The sequence below is a fragment of the Streptomyces sp. NPDC007905 genome (assembly GCF_042959345.1).
Classification (GTDB): Bacteria; Actinomycetota; Actinomycetes; order Streptomycetales; family Streptomycetaceae; genus Streptomyces.
In genome coordinates, this window is the sequence record NZ_JBIBKS010000016.1 from 128415 (window position 1) to 151066 (window position 22652).

General features: G+C 72.3%; 22 protein-coding genes and 1 pseudogene. 11 read left to right on the forward strand and 12 right to left on the reverse strand.

Annotation, left to right across the window (positions count from 1 at the left end):
- Nucleotides 1-26: 26 nt before the first annotated feature.
- Complete coding sequence (locus ACFZDC_RS27225) at nt 27-800, reverse strand: IclR family transcriptional regulator C-terminal domain-containing protein (protein ID WP_391327957.1); 774 nt, start codon at nt 798-800, stop codon at nt 27-29.
- Between the two features lie 140 nt (nt 801-940).
- Between ACFZDC_RS27225 and ACFZDC_RS27230 the strand changes: the two genes are divergently transcribed.
- From ACFZDC_RS27230 to ACFZDC_RS27250, 5 genes are all read left to right on the forward strand, one after another.
- A complete protein-coding gene (locus ACFZDC_RS27230; protein WP_391327959.1) occupies nt 941-2470 on the forward strand; it encodes an aldehyde dehydrogenase family protein in 1530 nt (509 codons plus the stop codon).
- A gap of 43 nt (nt 2471-2513) precedes the next feature.
- On the forward strand, nt 2514-3122 hold the full coding sequence (locus ACFZDC_RS27235; RefSeq protein ID WP_391327960.1) for a DUF1349 domain-containing protein: 609 nt from the start codon (nt 2514-2516) through the stop codon (nt 3120-3122).
- Nucleotides 3123-3556: 434 nt separating this feature from the next.
- Nucleotides 3557-4072 carry a GNAT family N-acetyltransferase gene (locus tag ACFZDC_RS27240; protein WP_391327962.1) on the forward strand — a complete coding sequence of 172 codons (516 nt, stop codon included), beginning with the start codon at nt 3557-3559 and terminating at the stop codon, nt 4070-4072.
- A gap of 73 nt (nt 4073-4145) precedes the next feature.
- Nucleotides 4146-4871, forward strand: a complete 726-nt coding sequence (locus ACFZDC_RS27245) for a DsbA family protein (RefSeq protein WP_391327964.1) — start codon at nt 4146-4148, stop codon at nt 4869-4871.
- 97 nt (nt 4872-4968) lie between these two features.
- Nucleotides 4969-6030, forward strand: a complete 1062-nt coding sequence (locus ACFZDC_RS27250) for an aminotransferase class V-fold PLP-dependent enzyme (RefSeq protein ID WP_391327966.1) — start codon at nt 4969-4971, stop codon at nt 6028-6030.
- 61 nt (nt 6031-6091) lie between these two features.
- Here ACFZDC_RS27250 and thpD read toward each other — a convergent pair whose 3' ends face one another.
- The 5 genes and pseudogenes from thpD to ACFZDC_RS27275 form a co-directional block, all read right to left on the reverse strand.
- Nucleotides 6092-6979, reverse strand: a complete 888-nt coding sequence (gene thpD / locus ACFZDC_RS27255) for an ectoine hydroxylase (RefSeq protein WP_391327968.1) — start codon at nt 6977-6979, stop codon at nt 6092-6094.
- A gap of 5 nt (nt 6980-6984) precedes the next feature.
- Nucleotides 6985-7389: an ectoine synthase gene (locus ACFZDC_RS27260; protein WP_391327969.1), complete on the reverse strand. Its 405-nt coding sequence runs from the start codon at nt 7387-7389 to the stop codon at nt 6985-6987.
- Between the two features lie 30 nt (nt 7390-7419).
- Nucleotides 7420-8691, reverse strand: coding sequence for a diaminobutyrate--2-oxoglutarate transaminase (gene ectB, locus ACFZDC_RS27265; protein WP_391327971.1), 1272 nt, complete (start codon nt 8689-8691; stop codon nt 7420-7422).
- A gap of 13 nt (nt 8692-8704) precedes the next feature.
- On the reverse strand, nt 8705-9223 hold the full coding sequence (gene ectA, locus ACFZDC_RS27270) for a diaminobutyrate acetyltransferase (protein WP_391327973.1): 519 nt from the start codon (nt 9221-9223) through the stop codon (nt 8705-8707).
- Between the two features lie 310 nt (nt 9224-9533).
- Nucleotides 9534-10631 (reverse strand): annotated as a pseudogene (locus tag ACFZDC_RS27275) (aminotransferase class V-fold PLP-dependent enzyme).
- 150 nt (nt 10632-10781) lie between these two features.
- Between ACFZDC_RS27275 and ACFZDC_RS27280 the strand changes: the two are divergent.
- The 5 genes from ACFZDC_RS27280 to ACFZDC_RS27300 all read left to right on the forward strand — a co-directional run bounded on the left by ACFZDC_RS27280 (nt 10782) and on the right by ACFZDC_RS27300 (nt 15398).
- A complete protein-coding gene (locus tag ACFZDC_RS27280; RefSeq protein WP_391327975.1) occupies nt 10782-11627 on the forward strand; it encodes a transporter substrate-binding domain-containing protein in 846 nt (281 codons plus the stop codon).
- Nucleotides 11624-12457 (forward strand): ABC transporter permease subunit, encoded by an 834-nt coding sequence (locus ACFZDC_RS27285; RefSeq protein ID WP_391327976.1) that lies wholly within the window; start codon nt 11624-11626, stop codon nt 12455-12457. Before ACFZDC_RS27280 ends, ACFZDC_RS27285 begins: the two co-directional genes overlap by 4 nt.
- A complete protein-coding gene (locus tag ACFZDC_RS27290) occupies nt 12454-13248 on the forward strand; it encodes an ATP-binding cassette domain-containing protein (protein ID WP_391327978.1) in 795 nt (264 codons plus the stop codon). The genes ACFZDC_RS27285 and ACFZDC_RS27290 overlap by 4 nt, the downstream gene beginning before the upstream one ends.
- Before the next feature lie 18 nt (nt 13249-13266).
- Entirely contained in the window at nt 13267-14358 is a 1092-nt protein-coding gene (locus ACFZDC_RS27295; RefSeq protein ID WP_391327980.1) for an amidohydrolase family protein, read from the forward strand.
- Between the two features lie 143 nt (nt 14359-14501).
- Complete coding sequence (locus ACFZDC_RS27300; RefSeq protein WP_391327982.1) at nt 14502-15398, forward strand: SCO1860 family LAETG-anchored protein; 897 nt, start codon at nt 14502-14504, stop codon at nt 15396-15398.
- Between the two features lie 47 nt (nt 15399-15445).
- Here the strand turns inward: ACFZDC_RS27300 and cobC are convergent, their stop codons facing one another.
- The 6 genes from cobC to cobM are packed head-to-tail and all read right to left on the reverse strand — an operon-like array spanning nt 15446 to nt 21793.
- Nucleotides 15446-16519 carry an Rv2231c family pyridoxal phosphate-dependent protein CobC gene (cobC, locus tag ACFZDC_RS27305; RefSeq protein ID WP_391327984.1) on the reverse strand — a complete coding sequence of 358 codons (1074 nt, stop codon included), beginning with the start codon at nt 16517-16519 and terminating at the stop codon, nt 15446-15448.
- Nucleotides 16509-17438, reverse strand: a complete 930-nt coding sequence (locus ACFZDC_RS27310) for a CbiX/SirB N-terminal domain-containing protein (protein WP_391327986.1) — start codon at nt 17436-17438, stop codon at nt 16509-16511. Before ACFZDC_RS27310 ends, cobC begins: the two co-directional genes overlap by 11 nt.
- On the reverse strand, nt 17435-18022 hold the full coding sequence (locus tag ACFZDC_RS27315; RefSeq protein WP_391327988.1) for a precorrin-8X methylmutase: 588 nt from the start codon (nt 18020-18022) through the stop codon (nt 17435-17437). Before ACFZDC_RS27315 ends, ACFZDC_RS27310 begins: the two co-directional genes overlap by 4 nt.
- Complete coding sequence (gene cobJ / locus ACFZDC_RS27320) at nt 18019-19746, reverse strand: precorrin-3B C(17)-methyltransferase (protein ID WP_391327990.1); 1728 nt, start codon at nt 19744-19746, stop codon at nt 18019-18021. Before cobJ ends, ACFZDC_RS27315 begins: the two co-directional genes overlap by 4 nt.
- Nucleotides 19743-20978: a precorrin-6y C5,15-methyltransferase (decarboxylating) subunit CbiE gene (cbiE, locus tag ACFZDC_RS27325; RefSeq protein WP_391327992.1), complete on the reverse strand. Its 1236-nt coding sequence runs from the start codon at nt 20976-20978 to the stop codon at nt 19743-19745. The genes cobJ and cbiE overlap by 4 nt, the downstream gene beginning before the upstream one ends.
- The gene (gene cobM, locus ACFZDC_RS27330; protein WP_391327994.1) at nt 20975-21793 is read right to left on the reverse strand and encodes a precorrin-4 C(11)-methyltransferase; all 819 of its coding nucleotides are present in this window, start codon (nt 21791-21793) and stop codon (nt 20975-20977) included. The genes cbiE and cobM overlap by 4 nt, the downstream gene beginning before the upstream one ends.
- A gap of 118 nt (nt 21794-21911) precedes the next feature.
- Between cobM and ACFZDC_RS27335 the strand changes: the two genes are divergently transcribed.
- On the forward strand, nt 21912-22643 hold the full coding sequence (locus tag ACFZDC_RS27335; RefSeq protein ID WP_391327996.1) for a ZIP family metal transporter: 732 nt from the start codon (nt 21912-21914) through the stop codon (nt 22641-22643).
- Nucleotides 22644-22652 lie beyond the last annotated feature (9 nt).

The following is a 22652-nucleotide window of genomic DNA, read 5'->3' on the forward strand; positions in this document are numbered from 1 at the left end:
GTCCGCCACGCGCCGTCTCCAGGTGCTCAGAGCCGACGTGTCGCCAGCGTCAGCCGGTCCCGTGCGTCGAACAACGCGTCCTTGATCATCTGCTCGTGGGCGGGGGTCAGCCGGGCCACCGGGACCGAGCAGCTGATGGCGTCGCGGGCGGGGGTGCGGTACGGGATCGCCACACCGAAGCAGCGCAGCCCCAGCGTGTTCTCCTCGCGGTCGACGGCGAAGCCCTGCTCGCGGACCTGGTGCAGTTCCTCGATCAGCTTCTCGCGGTCGGTGGTCGTGTGCTCGGTGAGGGCGGGCAGCGTCTCCGGCAGCAGCTTGCGGACCTGCTCGTCGGTGTGCGTGGCGAGCAGCGCCTTGCCGAGGGAGGTGGAGTGGGCGGGCAGGCGCCGGCCCACCCGGGTGAAGGGGCGCAAGTAGTGCTGCGACTGGCGGGTGGCCAGGTAGACGACGTTCGTGCCGTCGAGACGGGCCAGGTGGATGGTCTCCGTGGTGTCGTCGGAGAGGCGGTCGAGGGTCGGCCGGGCCGCCGCCACCACCTCGTCGCCGTCGATGTAGGACGTGCCCACCAGCAGCGCCCGCACCCCGATGCCGTACCGCGTCCCCGTCGCGTCCGTCTCCACCCAGCCCAGCTCCACGAGGGTGCGCAGCAGCATGTACAGGCTGGACTTGGGATAGCCCATGGCCTCCTGGACGGCCGCGAGCGAGTGCATACCGGGCTTGCCGGCGAAGTACTCGAGCAATTCAACGGTTCGCACCGCGGACTTGACCTGAGCCCCGCCGCCTGTCTCGCCTGCCGACATCGCCCCTGACCCCTTCGTTCGACGAGGACCTAGCTATATAGTCTCCGAGCAGCGAATTCATCATCAGAGACAGTGTTCAGTATATCGAACGCGGCTGATGGTTGACCCAGGAAATGCGGCCTTAGTCGGAGGGACCCGCGGTGGCAGCAGCACCAGTCTGGAGTGTCGACCCGCGCACGGGGAAGCAACGCGAGCAGGTTGCGGTGGAGGCCACAGCCCAGGAGGTGGACGCGGCCGTCCGGGCGGCGCGCGCCGCGCGCGGTGTCCTGGCCGACCGCACCGTCCGCTCCGCCTTCCTCCGCTCGGCCGCCGCCGGCCTGGACGCGGCCAAGGACGGCCTGATCGAGACCGCCGACGCCGAGACCGCCCTCGGCCCGGTCCGGCTGACCGGCGAACTCGCCCGGACGTCGTACCAGTTGCGGGCCTTCGCCGACCTGGTCGACGAGGGCGCCTTCCTGGACGTCATCATCGACCACCCCGACGACACCGTCACCCCGCCCATCCCGGACCTGCGCCGCTACAAGGTCCCGCTCGGCGTCGTGGCCGTCTACTCCGCCTCCAACTTCCCCTTCGCCTTCTCCGTGGCCGGCGGCGACACCGCGAGCGCGCTCGCCGCCGGCTGCCCGGTCGTCGTCAAGGCCCACCCCGACCACCCGGCCCTGTCCGGGCTGGTCGCGGAGGTCCTGCGCCGGGCCGCCGCCGAGCACGGGATCCCCGAGGGCGTCGTCGGCCTCGTGCACGGCTTCGAGGCGGGCGTGGAGCTGATCAAGCACCCGCTGGTCGCCGCCGCGGGCTTCACCGGTTCCGTGCGTGGCGGACGCGCCCTGTTCGACGCGGCCGCCGCACGTCCGGTGCCGATCCCGTTCCACGGTGAGCTGGGCTCGTTGAACCCGGTGGTGGTGACCGAGGCCGCGGCTGCCGAGCGCGCGGAGGAGATCGGGTCCGGGCTCGCCGGGTCCATGACCCTCGGCGTCGGCCAGTTCTGCGTCAAGCCGGGCCTGGTGCTGGTGCCGTCCGGCGCGGCGGGCGACGGGCTCGTCAAGGCCCTCGCGGACGCCGTCGGCGACACCGGCGCGGGCGTCCTCCTCGACCACCGCATGCGGGACAATTTCATCGCGGGCGTCGCCGAGCGGGCGCAGCTGCCCGAGGTGGAGACGCCGGTCGCTCCGGGAGCGGGCGGCGAGCACACGGTCAGCGCCGGGTTCCTCACGGTGCCGGCGAGCAGGCTGGCCGAGGAGGGGGCGTACGACCTGCTCCTGGAGGAGTGCTTCGGGCCGGTCACCGTGGTGGTCCGGTACGAGGACGAGGGCGAGGTGACGGCGGTTCTGTCGCGGCTGCCGGGCAACCTGACGGCGACGGTCCACCTGTCCGGCGAAGAGGCCTCCGGCCAGGGGCGGGGTGCGGACATCCTCGCCGAGCTGACTCCGCTGGCCGGACGCGTGCTGGTGAACGGGTGGCCGACGGGAGTGGCCGTGGCTCCGGCCCAGCACCACGGTGGGCCCTACCCCGCGACGACCTCCACGTCCACTTCCGTGGGTGGTACGGCCATCGAGCGGTGGCTGCGGCCGGTTGTCTATCAGAACGCGCCCGAGGCGTTGCTGCCGGCCGAGCTGAAGGACGGCAATCCGCTGGGGCTTCCTCGCCGGTTCAACGGGGTCTTGGAGCGGTAGCGCCGCCGGGGCGCGCCGTGTCGCGGTCTGCGAGAATCCGGCGATGGACATAGAGCTTCCCGAACTCCCCTTCCCCCTTCGGACCTACGGCCCCGACGGCCACTGGTCCCACGAGGACGGCGTACTGACCGGGTGGGCCGGGCCCCGGCAGGACCGGTTCGTCCCGCCCACCGGTGAGGCTCGGGAGCCCGCCTGCGACGCACCCCGGCTGCTGGGGGCGCCCGAGGGCGACTTCCAGCTGATCGCGCGCGTCACCGTCGGGTTCAGCGCGTCCTTCGACGCCGGGGTCCTCTACGTCCACGTCGGCGAACGCGCCTGGGCCAAGCTCTGCCTGGAGTACTCCCCGGACGTGCCCACCGTCTGCACGGTGGTCACCCGGGGACACTCCGACGACGCGAACTCCTTCACCGTGGAAGGGAGTTCGGTATGGCTGCGGATCAGCAGGACCGGGCGGGCCTTCGCCTTCCACGCCTCCCGGGACGGTGCGCGCTGGACCTTCGTCCGGCTCTTCACCCTCGGCGAGGAGAAGGAGACCGGCGCGGCGCTCGTCGGCTTCATGACCCAGTCGCCGCTGGGGGAGGGCTGCGTGGTCACCTACGACCACATCGAGTTCAGGCCCGCCTGGCCGAGCGACCTGAGAGACGGAAGCTGAGGGCGAACGTCACCGCGAGCGGCGCCGCGCCGATGGCCGGGCTCAGCCGCACACGGCCTCGAAGCCGCCGGCGACCAGCGCCCCGACCACCGCGGATCACGCCCTGCGGCCACCTCCCGCGCCGCGTCGAGCACCCCGGCCGCCCGCCCCGCCCGCCCCGCCCGCCCGGCGGGTACGGCGTCCGTCATCGCGGTGGTCGGCGGCGGCCCCGCCGGCGCGCGGCCCGGCACCGGCGGGACGAGGAGCACGGCCACCAGAGCCGGCGGCGCGCGGGCGCCGACGTACAGCGGGACGAGCAGCCCCAGGGGCGGCCGGCCCCTGCCCCACCGGCATCGGCAGCCGCGCGCCGTGGCGCCCCGCGAGGCCCGCAGCGCCTACCGCGCCCGGTTCAGCCGCCGCGGAACCGGAGCCTGTGCCCTCACGTCCTCCGTTGCATGATCAGTGAACGCGTGCACCACGCTCTCGTGATCCGCACCGCCCTGCCCGCCGAAGCCGAGGTCATCGCCGATCTGCACGTCCGGGCCCGTTCGACCTACTACCCGGACGGCGTCCCGCAGGCCGACGTCGACTGGGCCGAGGCCTGGCGCGGTTCCATCGAGCGGCCGAACGCTCATGTCCTGTGCGCGGTCGAGCGGGGCCGGATCGTCGGCATCGCCTCCTTCCGCACCCCGGACGGCGCCCCCGCGGATACGGTCAAGCTGTTCCAGTTCCACGTCGACCCCGGTCACTGGCGCGCCGGCATCGGCACGGCCCTGCACGCGGCCTGCGTGGAGGAGTGGCGGGCCGACGGCAAGCGCACGGCCGTACTCGACGTGCACGTGGACAACCGGCGGGCCCAGGCCTTCTACGCCCGCCAGGGCTGGCTCCCCGACCCGGAGAACCCTCCCGCCGAGGGCGACCACCACCGCTTCCTGCGCTACTGCGTGCCCCGGGAAGGAACGCGGGAATGATCGCCGCTGTTTGAACGTTCACGTACCGGGCGGAGAGAGCCTCCGCGCCCGTACGACCTGGAGAGCCGAAGACATGCGCGTCGAGATCTGGAGCGACATCGCCTGCCCCTGGTGCTACGTGGGCAAGGCCCGCTTCGAGAAGGCGCTGGCTGCCTTCCCGCACCGCGACGAGGTCGAGGTGGTGCACCGCTCCTTCGAGCTGGACCCGGGCCGCGCCAAAGGCGACGTCCAGCCGGTGATCACCATGCTCACCAGGAAGTACGGCATGAGCGAGGCGCAGGCCCAGGCCGGCGAGGAGAACCTGGGCGCCCAGGCCGCCGCCGAGGGCCTGGACTACCGCACCCGGGGCCGCGACCACGGCAGCACCTTCGACATGCACCGTCTGCTGCACTTCGCCAAGGAGCGGGGCAGGCAGGACGAGCTGATCCAGATCCTGTACCGGGCCAACTTCGCCGACGAGCGGTCGGTGTTCACCGAGGGCGACGAGCGGCTGGTGGAGCTGGCCGTCGAGGCCGGCCTGGACGCCGAGGCCGCCCGCAAGGTGCTCGCCGACCCGGCCGCCTACGCCGACGAGGTCCGCGCCGACGAGCGCGAGGCCGCCCGGCTCGGCGCGAACGGTGTCCCCTTCTTCGTCCTGGACCGCACGTACGGCGTCTCCGGCGCCCAGCCCACCGAGGTCTTCACCCAGGCCCTGAGCCAGGCCTGGGGCGGGCGTTCCCCGCTCAGGCCGGTCGACCAGGGTGACCAAGGGGACGGTGCGGCCTGCGGCCCGGACGGGTGCGCGGTGCCGCAGCAGTGAGAAACCGCAGGTCGGCGCGGACGTATAAGGGTTCCTGAGCGGTTCCATGGAAAAAAGCGCAATGGACTACCACTTCGTGGGGCCGCAGAGTGGTCCCATGGAGACCACGGAGACGTTCGAGAGCCTCGTCCGCGCCGAGTTCGCCCCCAGCAGCACCTACCTCAACACCGCCGGCAACGGCCTGCTGCCGGCCCGCACCGTCGCCGCCCTGCACGAGGCGGCGCTGCTGCGGGCCGAGGGCCGGCCGCTGACCCCGCTGTACGAGGACGTCGAGGCCTGCCGGGCCGGGTACGCCCGGCTCGCCGGAGTCCCGGCCACCCGGGTCGCGGCGGGCGCCTCGGTCGCCGCGCACACCGGGGTGATCGCCGCCTCGCTGCCGGCGGGCGCCGAAGTTCTCACCGCCGAGGACGACTTCACCTCCGTGCTGAACCCCTTCCACGTCCGCGGCGACCTCAAGGTCCGCACGGTCCCGCTGGAGCGCCTCGCCGAGTCCGTCCGTCCGGGCACCGCGCTGGTCGCGGTCAGTGCCGCCCAGTCCGCCGACGGACGCGTTGCCGACCTGGCCGCCCTGCGCGAGGCCGCCCGCGAGCACGGCGCGCGCACCTATGTCGACTTCTCCCAGGCCGCCGGCTGGCTGCCCGTGAACGCGGACGCCTACGATTTCACCGCCGCGGTCTCCTTCAAGTGGCTGCTCGGCCCGCACGGGGCGGCCTTCCTCACGGTCCCCGAGGACCTCGGCGGCCTGACGCCGGTGCTCGCGGGCTGGGTCGCGGCCGAGAAGCCGTGGGACAGCTGTTACGGCCCGGTGGCCGAACTCGCCCACTCCGCCCGGCGGTTCGACCTCACCCATGCGCTGTTCACTTTCGCGGGCCTGCGCCGTTCCCTCGCCCTCGTCGAGGAGCTCGGCGTGGCGGCGATCCACGCGTACGACGTGGCCCTGGCCGACCGGTTCCGCGCCGGACTCGGGGACCTCGGCCACGAGCCCCTGCCCGCTCCCGGCTCGGCGATCGTCTCGGTGCCCGGACTCGGTTCCCGGCAGCCGGAGCTGAGCGAGAGGGGCATCGAGGTCTCCAACCGCGCGGGCAACCTGCGCGCGGCCTTCCACCTCTACAACACCGCCGCCGACGTGGACCGCCTGCTGGCTGCGCTGTCCGGCTGACATGACCGGGCCGGGGCCCCCCGTCCCACACGTGGAGGCCCCGGCCGATGGTCTCAGGCGGTCACTTCACCGGAGTGAAGTCCCGCGCGCCGATGAACTCCGGTCGGCGCACCGGTGCCGCGAACGGCTCCACCGCCTTGTTCTCCGCGCTGTTGAAGACGATGAAGACGTTGCTGCGCGGGAACGGCGTGATGTTGTCGCCGGAGCCGTGCATGCAGTTGCAGTCGAACCAGGTCGCCGAGCCGGCCCTGCCCGTGAACAGCCGGATGCCGTACTCGCCCGCCAGCTTGGTCAGCGCCTCGTCGGAGGGGGTGCCCGCGTCCTGCATCTGCAGCGACTTCTTGTAGTTGTCCGTGGGCGTGGCACCGGCGCAGCCCAGGAACGTCCGGTGCGAGCCCGGCATGATCATGAGCCCGCCGTTGGTGTCGTAGTTCTCGGTCAGGGCGATCGAGACGGACACCGTGCGCATGTTCGGCAGGCCGTCCTCGGCGTGCCAAGTCTCGAAGTCCGAGTGCCAGTAGAAGCCGCTCGCACCGAAGCCCGGCTTGACGTTGATCCGCGACTGGTGGACGTACACGTCCGAGCCGAGGATCTGCCGGGCGCGGCCGACCACCCGCGGATCGCGCACCAGCTTCGCGAACACCTCGCTGATCCGGTGCACTTCGAAGACCGAGCGGATCTCCTTCGACTTCGGCTCGACGATCGAGCGCTCGTCGGCCCGGATCGCCGGGTCGGAGACCAGCCGGTCCAGTTCCTGCCGGTAGACCTCGACCTCGTCGGGGGTGATCAGCTGGTCGACGGCGAGGAAGCCGTCCCGCTCATACGCGTGCAGGTCGGCCGTCGAGATCGGGCCGGGCGTGTCCGGGGAGCCCCAGACGACCGGGTCCTGGCGCGGGACGGTCACTTCGCTCGTTCCGCGGCTGGGGTACAGGTCGGTGACAGTGGTCATGGGTGTCACACCTCCTCGGGCTCGGTGAGCAGCGGGTAGACGCCGTTCTCGTCGTGGTCCTCCCGTCCGGTGACGGGCGGGTTGAACACGCAGATGCAGTGGAAGTCCTCCTTGACGCGCAGCGTGTGCCGCTCGTGCCCGTCGAGGAGGTACATGGTGCCGGGGGTGATCGTGTACGTCTTCCCGGCCTCGTGGTCGGTGAGTTCGGCCTCGCCCTTGGTGCAGACGACGGCCTCGATGTGGTTGGCGTACCACATCGACGTCTCGGTCCCGGCGTACAGGATGGTCTCGTGCAGGGAGAAGCCGACCCGCTCCTTGGCGAGGACGATCCGCTTGCTCTCCCAGGTGCCGGACTCCGCCCTGACGTGCCGGTCGGTGCCTTCGATGTCCTTGAACGATCGGACGATCACGGTGCTGTGCTTCCTCCTCGGCGGTGGGTGTCAGGCGGTTTCGCGGACGGCGCGGGCGAGGACGCTGAGGCCCTCGTCCAGCTCGTCGGGGGTGACGGTGAGGGCGGGCAGCAGCTTGACGACCTCGCCCTCCGGCCCGGACGTCTCGATCAGCAGCCCGAGTTCGAAGGCCCGCCGGGCCACTCGTGAGGCCCGCGCCTTGTCATGGAACTCCATGCCCCACACAAGGCCGCGCCCGCGGTACTCCCGTACGTCGGCGAGGTTCTCCTCGGTGATGGAGATCAGCGCCTGCTCCACCTGCTCGCCGCGGGCGCGGGTCTGCTTCTCCATGGCGGAGCCGTCGGTCCAGTACGTCTCCAGGGCCGCGGTGGCGGTGACGAACGCGGGGTTGTTGCCGCGGAAGGTGCCGTTGTGCTCGCCCGGCTCCCAGATGTCGAGCTCGGGCGTGAACAGGCACAGCGACATCGGCAGCCCGTACCCGCTGATCGACTTGGAGACCGTGACGATGTCGGGCGTGATGCCCGCCTCCTCGAAGGAGAAGAAGGCGCCCGTGCGACCGCAGCCCATCTGGATGTCGTCGACGATCAGCAGCATGTCCTGCCGCTCGCACAGCTCCTTGAGGGCGCGCAGCCACTCCGGGCGCGCGACGTTGATGCCGCCCTCGCCCTGCACGGTCTCCACGATCACGGCGGCGGGCTTGTTGAGCCCGGAGCCCTGGTCCTCGAGCAGCCGCTCGAACCAGAGGAAGTCCGGGACCTTGCCGTCGAAGTAGTTGTCGAACGGCATCGGCGTGCCGTGCACCAGCGGGACACCGGCGCCGGCCCGTTTGAAGGCGTTGCCGGTGACGGCGAGGGAGCCCAGCGACATGCCGTGGAAGGCGTTGGTGAAGGAGACGATCGCCTCCCGCCCCTTCACCTTGCGGGCGAGCTTCAGCGCCGACTCCACCGCGTTGGTGCCGGTCGGGCCCGGGAACATGACCTTGTACGGCAGGTCGCGCGGGCGCAGCACCAGGTCCTGGAAGGTCTGCAGGAAGGACCGCTTGGCCGTGGTCGACATGTCCAGGCCGTGGGTGACGCCGTCCCGGGACAGGTAGTCGATCAACGCCCGTTTCAGGACCGGGTTGTTGTGCCCGTAGTTGAGTGAGCCGGCCCCGGCGAAGAAGTCCAGGTACGCGTGGCCGTCCTCGTCGTACATCCGGCTGCCCTGCGCACGGTCGAACACGGTGGGCCAGCCGCGGCAGTAGCTGCGCACCTCGGACTCGAGGGTCTCGAAGACGCTGAGGTCGGGCTGGGTGATGGTCACGGTGAATCGCTCCTCAGTGCGAGGTGGTGGGGGTGAACGGGCCTATGCGGTACAGGACTTCGGGTTCGTGCGGACCGTCCGGGAAGAGCCCGGCGGGGAACAGCACCTCGCGGGCGAGGTCCGCGCCGTGGCGGGCGGCGAACGAGGTGAACAGGCGCTCGGAGGCGGTGTTCCCGGGGGTGATGGTGGTCTCGATGCCGGTGATCCCGCGCTCTGCGGCGAGCCGGGCGGTCAGCCCGTCCAGCAGCGCGGCGGCGATGCCGTGACCCCGGTGGGCGGCGTCGACGGCGACCTGCCAGACGAGCAGGGTGGTGGGGTCGTCGGGCCGCACGTACCCGGTGACGAAACCGACGGGCTCGCCGTCCGCGCCGCGCGCCACCGCCGAGGTGGCGGCGAAATCCCGACACCACAGCAGATAGCTGTACGAGGAGTTCAGGTCGAGGGTTTTCGATTCCTTGGCGAGACGCCAGAGCGTGGCTCCGTCGGTCACCGCCGGTCGGTCGATGAGCAGGTCTGCTGGTGCGGCAGTCATGCGGCACGAATTTAGCGAGGCAAATTCAGGAATGCACGGGCGAGTCGATCGAGACGGACGTCGTGATTGGCGATATGACCGACTTACCCCAGTCGAAATCGGGACAAAAACCCCCGCTTGTGGAGTCCGTCACAGCCCGGAAATCCACGCGGAAACTCGTTGTTTAGCCTCGCAAAAACCGGGCAGAAGAAGACGGGAAGCTATCGCCGAATGAATTCGCAGGAATTGTGAAGCTCATTTGAATTCTGACTCGGGTGACGAAAACGGACCGTGCGAAAGGCGCGGGTCGCTCTTTCCCGGACACCTGCGGCTACCGGCAGGCCGCGTCCGCCGCGCGGCGGGCCCCGGCCAGGTCCACCGGTCAGCCCCCGCTCGGTCGGAGCCGTGCCGAGGGCCGTCAGGGAGCCGTGCACGGCGGCCGGGGTCGCGGCGGGGCCGTAGTGGTTGACCCGGATCATGTCCTTGGCCAGGTCGCCACCGCCGGCGGCCAGGCGCAGCGCGGGGTCGCTCTCCAGGGCCCGGGCCACCAGCTCCGAGGCCACCAGCCCGGGGGAGACCCGCAGGGTGGTGGCGACCGGGGCCGCGTCCCGCGCCTCGTACACGTACGGCTCCAGGCCGCCCACGGCCGCCGCGCCCGCCCGGGGCGCCGTGGCGGCGGAGGCGTGCCGGGCCATCACCGGCTGCGGGGCCGCCGACTCGATCCGCTCCGGACACGCCTCCAGCGCCGGCATCTCCAGCTGCGCGGGAGCGTGCGGCAGCGCTGTGCGGCCGCCGTCGATCCAGCGCTGCTTCCGGTCGAGGAGGGAGAGGTGGGAGCGGCGCGGGGCGTCCGGGTCGGCCGCCATGCGGGCCCACGCCCGCTCGCTCACCGAGATCGCCGACACACCCGCCGGTCCGCCCATGGCCTTCTGGGCCCCGATCACGCACAGGTCCACGCCCCACGCGTCCGGCAGCACCGGCTCGGCGCCTACGGAGGCGACGGCGTCCAGGGAGAACAGCGCGCCCTGTTTCCGCACCGCCTCGCCGATCTCCGCGACCGGATTGGTGTTGCCGGTCGCCGCCTCCGCGTGGACGAGGGAGACGAAGTCGATCTCCGGGTGCTCGGCGAAGGCCTCCCGGACCCGGGCGGCCGTCACCGCCGCGTGGCAGGGTACCGAGAGGTCGTACACTCTCGCGCCGCGGTCCCGGAGCCCGTTGCCGAAGTTCTGCCCGTAGGGGCCCGTGATCACGTTGAGGGCCACCGCGCGGGACCGGCCGCCGCACGGATCGCCCCCTCCAGCGGAAGCAGCGCCTCGCCCTGCGTGATCACGACGTCCTGCCGGGTGTCCAGCAGCCGGGTCACCCGGTCCTCGATGGCGGCGAATCGCTCGGTACTGAGCGGGGGCAGATCGAGGAAGGGGTGGGTCACGGCGGTGCTCTCCTCGTTCTCGGGGTAGCTCTCGGGGTGTCAACTCCATCGATCTCAGGGCGAACGACCCCGTGACCATCGGTTTGATTTGAGAGACTCAAACTCTTCCTTATAATCGGAACCCACCGTTCCCCCACAGGGAGATCCCCCATGAAAACGCTCCTCGGGCGCCGGACCCGCCTTCTGGCCGCCACCACCGCGACGGCCGGGCTCGTGCTCGTCGCCGGCTGTTCCTCCAGCGACTCGGGGAGCGGCAAGACCACCGTCAAGGGGGTCCACCTCGTCAAGGGCGGTCAGCTGACCACCTGCACCCATCTGCCCTACCCGCCGTTCCAGTCGGAGATCAACGGCAAGGTGCAGGGCTTCGACGTCTCCCTCATCGACCTCGTCGCCAAGGACCTGGGCGTCAAGCAGCAGATCCTCGACACGCCGTTCGAGAACTTCAAGACCGGCGCGTTCCTCAACTCCGGCCAGTGCGACCTGGCCGCCGCCGGCATGACGATCACCGCCGAGCGTAAGAAGAACGTCGACTTCTCCGACCCGTACTTCGACGCCACCCAGGCCGTCCTCGTCGACAAGAAGAGCGGTGTCAACTCGCTCGCGGACGTAAAGGCCAAGGGCAAGAAGCTCGGTGCCCAGGCGCAGACCACCGGTGAGGACTACGTCAAGAGCAAGGGCTACGACCCGATCTCCTTCGAGTCCTCCGACGCGGTCCTCAACGGCCTGCGCACCGGCCAGGTCCAGGCGGTCGTCATCGACTACCCGGTCGTCCAGGGCTGGCTGAAGGACAAGGCCAACGCCGACGCCTTCAAGGTCGTGGACAACCTCAAGACCGGTGAGCAGTACGGCTTCACGGTGAAGAAGGGCAACACCGCCCTGCTCGCCGCCGTCAACAAGGCGATCAAGGACGCCAAGGCCGACGGCACGTACAAGAAGCTGTACGAGAAGTGGATCGGCCCCTACGACGCCTCCGTGGCCTCTCCGGCCGCCTCATGACCGAAGCCGACGTACAGGTCCAGCCGAAGAGGAAGGGACTGACCCGGCGCCAGAAGCGCCGGCTGTCCCGGGGCGTGCAGTACGCCGTCTTCGTCGCCGCCGTGCTCGCCTTCGCGGTCACGGCGGACTGGGGCCGGCTGCAGAACCAGTTCGCCCAGGTTGACATCGCCCGGCAGATGTTCCCCGAGGTCATCACGCTGGCGCTGAAGAACACCGTGCTCTACACCCTGTCCGGCTTCGTCGTCGGGCTCGTCCTCGGCATGGTCGTCGCGCTGATGCGGCTGTCCTCGGTGGGGCCGTACCGCTGGCTGGCGGGCGTCTACATCGAGATCTTCCGGGGCCTGCCCGCGCTGCTTATCTTCATCTTCGTCGGCGTCGCCGTCCCGCTCGCCTTCCCGGGCACGGAGATCCCCGGCGGCACGTACGGCAAGGTCGCCATCGCGCTCGGACTGGTCTCGGCCGCGTACATGGCCGAGACGATCCGCGCGGGCATCCAGGCCGTGCCCAAGGGACAGACGGAGGCGGCCCGGTCACTGGGCTTCTCGGCCGCCCGGGCCATGGTCTCGATCATCATCCCGCAGGCCTTCCGCATCATCCTGCCCCCGCTCACCAACGAACTGGTCCTGCTCTTCAAGGACTCCTCGCTGGTGCTGTTCCTCGGCGTCACGCTGGAGGAACGTGAACTGTCCAAGTACGGCCGGGACCTGGCCAGTACGACCGCCAACTCCACGCCGATCCTGGTCGCGGGCCTGTGCTACCTGCTGGTGACGATCCCGCTCAGCTATGTCGTGCGCCGCATGGAGTCCAAGGCCCAGGAGGCGATCCGGTGAGCCGCCCGGAGATTCAGGTACGCGCGCTGCACAAGTCCTTCGGCGACAACGAGGTGCTGCGCGGCATCGACCTGGAGATCGGCCAGGGCGAGGTCGTCTGCGTCATCGGCCCGTCCGGCTCCGGCAAGTCGACCCTGCTGCGCTGCGTCAACCTGCTGGAAGAGCCCACCAAGGGCCAGGTCTTCGTCGGCGACACCGAGATCACCGACCCGGACGTCGACATCGACGCCGTACGCCGCCGTATCGGCATGGTCTTCCAGCAGTTCAACCTGTTCCCGCATCTCAACGTCACCGAGAACCTCACGCTCCCGCAGCGACGGGTCCTCGGGCGCGGCAAGGCGGCGGCCGCGAGGATCGCCGCCGAGAACCTGGCCAGGGTCGGCCTGTCCGAGAAGGCGGACGCCTACCCGTCCTCCCTCTCCGGCGGCCAGCAGCAGCGCGTGGCCATCGCCCGCGCGCTCGCCATGGGCCCCGAGGTGATGCTGTTCGACGAGCCGACCTCCGCGCTCGACCCGGAACTCGTCGGGGACGTCCTCGCCGTGATGCGCAGGCTCGCGGAGGAGGGCATGACCATGATGGTGGTCACACACGAGATGACCTTCGCCCGCGAGGTCGCCGACCGGGTCGTCTTCATGGACGGTGGCGTGATCGTCGAGGACGGCAGCCCCGACCAGGTCATCGGCAGTCCCCGGCACGACCGCACCCGCCACTTCCTCTCCCGTCTGCTCGACCCGGCGATGGCCGAGGTGGAGGAGGAGACCTCGGACCAGGTGGGGAAGTCCGAGCAGTAGCTCACTAAGGTGCCGTACATGAGCGATCAGGCGGTGCTGCACGTGAAGGGCCGGGTGCTGGCGGGGCCCGAGGACGTCCGCGACGAGCTGTGGGTGGTCGGGGGCCGCGTCTGCTACGACCGCCCCGCCGGCGCCCGTGACGTCCGGACCGTCGAGGGCTGGGCGCTGCCCGGCCTGGTGGACGCGCACTGCCACGTCGGCCTCGGCCCTGAGGGCCCGGTCGACGCGGCCGCGGCCGAGAAGCAGGCGCTGACCGACCGGGAGACCGGAACCCTGCTCATCCGGGACGCCGGCTCGCCCTCCGACACCCGCTGGATCGACGACCGCGACGACCTCCCGAAGATCATCCGGGCCGGCCGGCACATCGCCCGCACCCGCCGCTACGTCCGCAACTACGCCCACGAGATCGAGCCGGACGAACTCGTCGCGTACGTGGCCCAGGAGGCCCGGCGCGGCGACGGCTGGGTCAAGCTGGTCGGCGACTGGATCGACCGCGACCTCGGCGACCTGTCCGCCTGCTGGCCGCGTGAGGCGGCCCAGGCGGCCATCGCCGAGGCCCACCGGCTCGGCGCCCGCGTCACCGCGCACTGCTTCGCCGAGAGCTCGCTGCGCGACCTGGTCGAGGCAGGCATCGACTGCATCGAACACGCCACCGGCCTCACGGAGGACCTGATCCCGCTGTTCGCCGAGCACGGCGTGGCGATCGTGCCGACCCTCGTCAACATCGCGACCTTCCCGCGGCTCGCGGCCGGCGGCGAGACCAAGTACCCGCGCTGGTCGGCCCATATGCGCAGGCTCCACGAGCGCCGCTACGACACCGTGCGCGGCGCGTACGACGCCGGCATCGCGGTGTACGTCGGCACGGACGCGGGCGGCTCACTGGCCCACGGCCTGGTGGCACAGGAGGTCGCCGAGCTGGTCACCGCGGGCATTCCGCCCGTCGACGCCCTCGCGGCGACGAGCTGGGGCGCCCGCGCCTGGCTCGGTCGTCCCGGGCTGGAGGAGGGCGCACCGGCCGACCTGGTGGTGTACGAGTGCGACCCCAGGGCGGACGTACGGGTGCTGGCGGCACCGCGCCGGGTCGTGATCAACGGCATCGTGGTGGAGTAAGGGAACGCGTGTGCCCGGTGATTCGAAGGACTGTGCGGAATATTCACGTTTGAGTGAAGTGACGCCGGATCACTGACCGTTCACCCACAGTGCGTACAAGGTTGACGGGTCCCAAGCATGTTCCGTCTGGGGGGCCCACCGCCTTGAACAGCAACAACTTCCGCATGCCCGCACGCCGTCTCGCCACGGTCGCGACAGTCACCGCCCTGGCCACGGCTCCCGCGGTCCTGGGCGCGGGCGCCGCGCACGCGACCGCCGACCACGGTCGCGCCTCCGCCGTCGTGCTCCGCACCGGACTCGACGTGTCCCTGCTCAACAAGACCGTGAACGTCCCGCTCGCGGTCACCCTCAACGAGGTCCAGGCACCCCGGAGCGCCGAGAGGACCGCGCTCACGGCCCGGCTCGACGGCGTCGACGGCGGCAGGCCGTTCACGGTCCTCGGCGCCGAGGTCGCCACGGCCACGGCCACGGCGAACGGGAAGCTCGCCGAGGGCTCGGTCCGCGTCGCCCACGCCAAGCTGCACGTCCCGGGCCTGCCCCTGCTCTCCCTCATCGAGGTCGGCACCGTCACCGCCAAGGCGACCTGCGAGGCCGGAAAGGCGCCCGTCGCCTCCGCCGACGTCCTCGGCGCCGTCACGGTCCTGGGCAAGCGGGTCACGCTCACCGCAGGCGGCGCGACCGAGGTGAAGGTGCCCGGTGTCGGAGAGGTCCGCCTCGACCTCTCCCAGCGCCGGACCACCTCTCGCACGGCAGCCGCGACCGCCCTCGAACTCAAGGTCTCCGTCAACCCGTTGAAGCTCAACGTGGCCGAGGTGGAAGGAACGGTCACCCTGGCCAAGGCGACCTGCGAGGCTCCCGTACCCGCCAGGCACCCGGTGCCGGGCCACGACCCGGAAGCCGGCGTGAAGCCCCAGGGCGCCCGGGCCGACCTGGCCGAGACGGGCGGCAACTCGGCGACGCCGTACATCGCGGGCGGCGCACTGGCGTTGCTGCTGGTGGGCGGGGGAGCGGTGGCGGTGGCGCGCCGCCGCAAGGGCTGACACGACGCCCTGTCCGGCCGACGGGGCCAGGTGGGCGGGTGGGCGGACTACGGCAGGACTGCCGACAGTGCCCGCACGAACCCGCTCACCGTGGCCCGGTCCCGCACCGCCACCCGTACCCAGTCCGTACCGAGCCCGGGAAACGTGTCCCCACGCCGCACCGCGTAGCCGAGCTCACGCAACCGCCGCCGTACCGCGGCGGCGCCAGGCATCCGGACCAGCACGAAGGGCCCCTCCGCAGGCCCCACCACCCGCACCCCGCGATCCGCGAGCGCGGCCAGCCCCGCCACCAGATGGGCCCGGTCCGCCGCGATCCGATGCGCCGCGTGCGCCGCCTCCGCCAGCGCCCTGGGCGCCACACACGCCTCGGCCGCGGTCAGCGCCGGCGTGGACACCGGCCACAACGGCTGAGCCCGTTCCAGGGCCACGATGGTCTCCGGGTCGGCCAGCACGTACCCGATCCGCAGCCCGGCCAGTCCCCATGTCTTGGTCAGGCTGCGCAGCACGACGAGACCGGGCACATCGGTCCGCCCCGCCAGCGCCTCCCGCTCACCCGGCACCGCGTCCATGAACGCCTCGTCGACCACCAACGTACGCCCCGGCCGGGCGAGTCGGACGATCGTGTCCGCAGGATGCAGCACCGACGTGGGATTCGTCGGGTTCCCGATCACCACCAGGTCCGCGTCCCCGGGAACGGCCGCCGGATCCAGCCGGAAGCCGTCGGTCTCCCGCAGCAGCACCCGGTCCACGCTGTGCCCCGCATCCCGCAGTGCCGCCTCCGGCTCCGTGAACTGCGGGTGCACGACGACCGGCCGGCGCACCTTCAGCGCCCGCGCCAGCAGCACGAACGCCTCCGCCGCCCCAGCCGTCAGCAGCACCCGCTCCACCGGCAGCCCGTGCCGCGCCGCCACCGCCACCCGGGCCGTCCGCCCGTCCGGGTAGGCCGCCAGCGCCGCCAGCGATCCGGCGATCTCCTCCCGCAGCCACAGCGGAGGCGTGTCCGCGCGGACGTTGACGGCCAGATCGACCAGCGCGGCCCCGTCGTCACGCACCTCGGCGTCGCCGTGATGCCGCAGATCGTGCCCGGTGTCCCCGGTGCCCCCGGTGTCCTCAGTGCGCATGGCTGTGCGAGTGCCCCCCGTGATGGTGGTGCCCGTGCTGGTGCCCCTCGTCGTCCGGGTGGAAGTGCGGCTGCTGCGGCAGCCCCACCTTGTCCTCGAAGCCCGGCAGCGCGATCCGGTACACGCACGAGTCGCAGTTCATGCGCAGATCGCCCCTGACAGCCTCCTCGTACCGCTCCATCACCAGATCCAGCAGCTCCGGCTCGGGCCCGATGACGTCCGCCGAGCGCACCTCGACCTCAGGATGCGCGGCCGCCCAGCCCTCGGTCTGCCGCCGCACCCGGTCCGGCAGGATGCCGGTGAACAGGAAGTAGGGGAGGACGACGATCCGCCCCGCCCCCAGCTTCGCGCAGCGCTCGAGGCCGCTCGGCACGTCCGGCGCCGCCAGCGACACGAACGCCGTCTCCACACCGGCGTACCCGCGCCCCTCCCACAGCAGCCGGGCCGCCTTGTAGACCTCGGCGTTGGCGTCCGGGTCGGTGGACCCGCGCCCCACCAGCAGCACGGTCACGTCGGCGCGGTCCCCGGGCGTACGGGCCGTGCCCCCGAGGGCCTCGTCCAGCCGCCGCTCCAGCACGTTCAGCAGCGCGGGGTGCGGACCGAGCGGGCGGCCGTATGTGTACGAGATCCCCGGGTGCCGTTCCTTCTCACGGGCCAGCGCGGCCGGGATGTCACCCTTGGCGTGCCCGGCGGACACCAGCATCAGCGGCACGGCCGCGAACCGCCGTACACCGCGCTCGACCAGTTCGGTGACGGCCTCGCCCAGCGGCGGCGGGGACAGCTCGATGAAACCGCCCGCGACGGGCAGCTCGGGGTGGCGGCGGCCCAGCTCCCGTACGAAGTCGCGGAACGCCTCGGCTCCGGCCTCGTCCCGGGTGCCGTGGCCGGCGATGAGCAGAGCGGGCGGCGGGGTGGTCACGGGTTCTCCTCGGTGGGCATCGGGTGGTAAAGCAGGGCGTTGAGCGCGGCGGCGGCGACCGCCGAACCGCCCTTCTCGGACACGTTGCTCACGGCGGGCAGCCCGCTGGCACGCAACGCCTCCTTGGACTCGGCCGCGCCGACGAAGCCGACGGGCAGGCCGATGACGAGCGCCGGGGAGGCGTCCAGGGTCAGCAGCTCCTCCAAGGCGGTCGGCGCACAGCCGATCACCCACAGGGCGCCGGGACCCACCTCCTCGTACGCGAGCCGGATCGCGTGGGCCGAACGGGTCAGCCCGGGACCCGACGTGGCGTCCCTGAGCCGGCAGACGGTCTCGCGCCGGGTGATGCCGGCCGCGACCATCTCCACGTCCACGACGACGGGCGCCCCGGCGTGCAGCGCCGCATGCGCCTCGGTCAGGTCGCCCTCGTCCATGACGAGGTCACTGGCGTACTCCAGGTCGGCGGCGGAGTGGATGACCCGCTCCACCACCGCCCGGGTCAGCGGCGGGAAGTGCGAGGTGTCCAGGCGGGCGCGCAGTCGCCGGAAGGACTCCTGCTCGATGGGGTGGATCACGCGGTTCACCGGAGGCCCTCCTGTCCCGCGGCGGAGGCGCTCGTCGATGCAGCCTCCTGCCAGCGGTAGCCGCGCGGGGTCACCATGCGCCCGGCGATGTTGCGGGTCGCGGTGTTGCCCACGGTGACCACCGTCATCATGTCGACCGTCGCCGGGTCCAGCTCGGCCAGCGTCGTGACCCGGCTCGACTCGTCCGGCCGCGAGGCGTTGCGCACGACACCGACGGGCGTCGCCGGCTCCCGGTGCCCGGCGAGGATCGCCAGCGCCTTGGGCAGCTGCCAGTCGCGGCCCCGGGAGCGCGGGTTGTAGAAGGTGACCACGATGTCCGCCTCGGCCGCCGCCCGCACCCGGCGCTCGATGACCTCCCACGGCGTGTGCAGGTCGGACAGGCTGATCGAGACATGGTCGTGGCCCAGCGGCGCGCCCAGGATCGCCCCGGCGGCCAGCGCGGCCGTCACGCCCGGCACGCCGACCACGTCGATGTCGTCGGACGCCTCGGCGAGAGCGGGGGAGGCCATGGCGTAGACGCCCGCGTCCCCACTGCCGACCAGCGCCACCGCATGCCCCTTGCGGGCCTCGGCGACCGCCGTACGGGCCCGCTCCTCCTCCGCGCCGAGCCCCGACTCCAGCACCCGGGTGCCCGGCCGCAGCAGGTCGCGGATCTGGTCGACGTACTGGTCGAGCCCGACCAGCACGGAGGCCCGCCGCAGCTCCGCCGTCGCGCGCGGGGTGAGCAGGTCCCGGGCACCCGGCCCGAGCCCGACCACCGCGAGCCGACCGCGCCCGGGGCGTCGTACGACGGCACAGGTCGCCATGGCCGGCTGCCCGTCGGCACGCTCCGACTTCCGCTTGGGAACGAGGAGTTCACCGCCGCGCACCAGCGCCGCCGCCTCCGCGACGGAGGGGGTGCCGACGGCCGCGAGCGGCGCATCGGACGGGTTGGGCACCTCCACGGCCGCCAGCTCCCCGGCCGAGTACGTCACCAGGGGCACCCCCAGCCGCTCGGCGGCGGTCACGATGCCGGGCTCCTCCGACTTGGCGTCCACGGTGGCGAGTTCGGCCACCGCCCCGACGGACAGCCCGGCCTCCCGCAGCGCGTCCTCGACCAGAGCGAGCACCTCCTCGGCCGGCGCGCCGCTGGAGGCGCCGACACCGACCACCAGGGACGGCGGCCGCAACAGCACCTCCCGCTCGCCCGGTTCGACGGCCCGGTCGGTGAGCCGGATGGTGTACGACCCCCGCGGCGCGGTCGGCAGCGGGGGCAGCGGCCACGGGACCTCGGCCTCAAGGACGACGGGTTCGCCGTCCAGCAGGGCCCGCGACACCGTGGCGACCGACCCCTCGAACGGGAACCCCAGGGTGTCCAGACCCGGCAGTCCCACGGCGTCCGTGGCGGTCGTCACCACCGGTTCGGCCCCCAGCAACGCGCCCACCTCACGGGCGAGTCCGTTGGCACCACCGCCGTGCCCGCCGACCAGCGACACGGCGAACCGTCCGCCCTCGTCCACGCACACCACACCCGGGTCCGTCGCCTTGTCGCCGAGCAGCGGCGCGAGCAGTCGTACCGTCGCGCCCGTGGCCAGGAAGCACACCAGCTGCTCGCACTGAGCGAAGGCGGCGCGGACGGCCTCCCCGACGGGACCGTCGTACACCCGCGTACGGTCCGGCCAGGCCGCGGCCAGCCGGTCCCGCGCCGCCGCCCCCGCCGCGGTGGCGGAAATGAGGCCGATCACTGAGCAACTCCTTCACTCGACTCCGGGGTTCTGACGCCCCACAGCAGGAAAACGGGATTGGTCGCGGCCAGCCGGGTCACCTGGCCCGGCAGCGGCGCCAGCCGGGACGACTGCAACAGCACCCCGTCACAGGTGAACCCGGCACGCGTCAGCGCCTCGCGCGCCGCCGGTACCCGGTCCAGGGCGGCCATGGCGACGACCACGGTCCGCCGCGCCCGCCGCGCGCAGGCGTCGACGACCGCGGACAGCTCGCGCCCCCCACCGCCGACGAACACCGCGTCGGGGTCGTCGTCGAGGCCGGACAGCGCGTCCGGTGCCGCGCCGTGCACCACGCGTACGTAGACACCGTGAGCGGCCGCGTTGGCGCGGATCCGCTCGACGCCGTCCGGGCTCTTCTCGACGGCGACGACGGCCGCGCCGAGCCGCGCGCACTCCACGGCCACCGAACCCGAGCCCGCGCCGACGTCCCACACCAGGTCGCCCAGGCGCGGACCGAGCCGGGCCAGGGCCAGCGCCCGCACCTCGAACTTGGTGATCATCGAGTCCCGGTGGGCGTACGCGCTCTCGTCCAGGGCCCATCGGACCGGCTGCTCGGGCACTGCGGCGACCGTGCGCACGGCGCCCGGCGCCCGCGCCTCGTCCAGGCACAGCACCACGCTCACCGCCGCACCCCAGTCCCGGGCCGCGGCCTCGGCGGGCGTCACCCGCTCCACGCGCTCGCGCTCCGGATCGCCGAGCGCGCTCGCCACGACGAGGACCCTGCCGTCGCCGAGCGCGGCCCCCAGCTCGGCGGGGCCGGCCCCGGGTCCGGTCAGCACGGCCACCTTCGGCTGCGCCCGGCACACGTTGACGGCCGTGCGCAGGTCACGCCCGTGGGCACTCACCACGACCGCGTCGTCCCACGGCAGCCCGATCCGCGCGAACGCGGTCGCCACCGACGACACCCCCGGACGCACCTCCAGCCGCCCGGCGCCGAACCGCTCGGCCAGCGCCCGCACGATCCCGAAGAACCCGGGATCCCCGGAGGCCAGCACGACCACCGGCAGCCCCTTGCCGACGTACTCCCCGATCGTCTCCAGGGCGGGCGCCAGCGGCCCGAGCACGACCCGTTCGGCGCCCTCGGGTAGTCGCACGGCGTCCAGATGGCGCCGCCCGCCGACGACCAGCGCGGCCCCGGCGAGGACGTCCCCGGGGACCGGCGCGCCCGTCCCGGTACCGACGACCGTGATCAACTCTTCGTCCTCTGCTCGCGCAGGGCCCGCCGGGCCTCCGGGTCGGCCTTGCGGTAGCCGTGGAAGTGCCCCGGGTGGTACAGGTGCGACCGGGTTCCGTGGGCGTCCAGTGCCGGCCCGACCAGGAAGAGCGTGTGCTTCCAGAGCTTGTGCTCCTTGACCGTCTCCTCCAGCGTGCCGATGGTGCACTTCACGACCAGCTCCTCCGGCCAGGTCGCCTGGTACGCGACGACGACCGGGGTGTCGGTCGGGTAGCCGCCCTCCAGCAGCTCCCGCACCAGCTGGCCGCTGCGGGCCGCCGACAGGAAGACCGCCATGGTGGTGCCGTGCCGGGCGAACTCGCGCACCTCCTCACCGGGCGGCATCGGCGTCTTGCCGCCGCCGAGCCGCGTCAGGACCACGGACTGGGCGACCTCCGGAATGGTCAGCTCGCGCTGCGCGAGCGCGGCCACGGCGGAGAAGGAGGAGACGCCCGGCACGACCTCCGTCGTGATCCCGATCTCGGCACACCGGTCCAGCTGCTCCTGCGTACCGCCCCACAGCGCCGGGTCGCCGGAGTGGATCCGGGCGACCTTCAGACCCTCGGCCAGGGCCCGCCGGTAGACGGCCACGACGTCCTCCAGGGACATGGTGGCCGAGTCCAGGATCTCCGCGTCCTCGCGCGCGTGCTCGAGGACCTCCGCCTGGACCAGGCTCGCCGCCCAGATCACCACGTCGGCCTCCGTGATCGCGCGCGCGGCACGGAACGTCAGCAGGTCGGCGGCGCCGGGGCCGGCACCGACGAACGTCACCTTGCCGGTGGGGGCATCGGCCATGGGAAGGGGTCCTCTCGTACGGAAACGCAAGGCGGAATCAGTGAAATGTCAGGGTCTGGGGGAGTGCGGCCGACGCCGGATGTGCGCGAAGGCGCCTCCATCGGATAGCAAGGGGCCTATGGCGGTCTTCGTCGCGCTCGGCGCGTTCCTGATGACGCTGGCCGGCGGCTGGACGGCACAGCGCGTGACCGACCGTCGCCATCTCGTCCTGGGACTGGCCGGCGGTCTGATGCTGGGCGTGGTCGGCCTGGACCTGCTCCCGGAGGCGCTGCACGCGGCCGACCGCGAGATCTTCGGCGTACCCGCGGCCCTGCTGCTGTTCGTGGCCGGTTTCCTGCTGGCCCATCTGGTGGAGCGCACGCTGGCCGGGCGCCAGGCCGCCCACGGCGGCGCCGAGCACACCCACCGGGCGCCCGAGGTGGGCCTGACGGCGGCCGCCGCGATGGTCGGCCACAGCGCGATGGACGGTGTGGCCATCGGCGCGGCCTTCCAGGTGGGCGGCGGCATGGGCACGTCCGTCGCGCTCGCCGTGATCGCGCACGACTTCGCCGACGGCTTCAACACCTTCACCCTCACGAGCCTGTACGGCAACGCCCGCCGCCGGGCGATAGGCATGCTGGTGGCCGACGCCTGCGCACCCCTGGTGGGCGCGCTGTCGACCGCCTTCTTCCACATCCCCGAACCGGTGCTCGGCGGCTATCTCGGCCTCTTCGGCGGGGTACTGCTCTATCTCGCCGCCGCCGAGATCCTCCCCGAGGCCCACCACGAGCACCCCGCCCGCTCCACCCTGCTGTGCACGGTGGCGGGCGCGGCCTTCATCTGGCTGGTGGTCGGCATCTCCGGCGGCTGACCGCACCGG

Coding starts and splice junctions, on each gene's coding strand:
- ACFZDC_RS27240 (WP_391327962.1), top strand. CDS start 3,557: ATGATCAGTGAACGCGTGCACCACGCTCTCGTGATCCGCACCGCCCTG.
- ACFZDC_RS27235 (WP_391327960.1), top strand. CDS start 2,514: ATGGACATAGAGCTTCCCGAACTCCCCTTCCCCCTTCGGACCTACGGC.
- ACFZDC_RS27245 (WP_391327964.1), top strand. CDS start 4,146: ATGCGCGTCGAGATCTGGAGCGACATCGCCTGCCCCTGGTGCTACGTG.
- ACFZDC_RS27225 (WP_391327957.1), bottom strand. CDS start 800: ATGTCGGCAGGCGAGACAGGCGGCGGGGCTCAGGTCAAGTCCGCGGTG.
- ectA (WP_391327973.1), bottom strand. CDS start 9,223: ATGACTGCCGCACCAGCAGACCTGCTCATCGACCGACCGGCGGTGACC.
- ACFZDC_RS27335 (WP_391327996.1), top strand. CDS start 21,912: ATGGCGGTCTTCGTCGCGCTCGGCGCGTTCCTGATGACGCTGGCCGGC.
- cobM (WP_391327994.1), bottom strand. CDS start 21,793: ATGGCCGATGCCCCCACCGGCAAGGTGACGTTCGTCGGTGCCGGCCCC.
- ACFZDC_RS27250 (WP_391327966.1), top strand. CDS start 4,969: ATGGAGACCACGGAGACGTTCGAGAGCCTCGTCCGCGCCGAGTTCGCC.
- ACFZDC_RS27285 (WP_391327976.1), top strand. CDS start 11,624: ATGACCGAAGCCGACGTACAGGTCCAGCCGAAGAGGAAGGGACTGACC.
- ACFZDC_RS27280 (WP_391327975.1), top strand. CDS start 10,782: ATGAAAACGCTCCTCGGGCGCCGGACCCGCCTTCTGGCCGCCACCACC.
- cobC (WP_391327984.1), bottom strand. CDS start 16,519: ATGCGCACTGAGGACACCGGGGGCACCGGGGACACCGGGCACGATCTG.
- thpD (WP_391327968.1), bottom strand. CDS start 6,979: ATGACCACTGTCACCGACCTGTACCCCAGCCGCGGAACGAGCGAAGTG.
- ACFZDC_RS27295 (WP_391327980.1), top strand. CDS start 13,267: ATGAGCGATCAGGCGGTGCTGCACGTGAAGGGCCGGGTGCTGGCGGGG.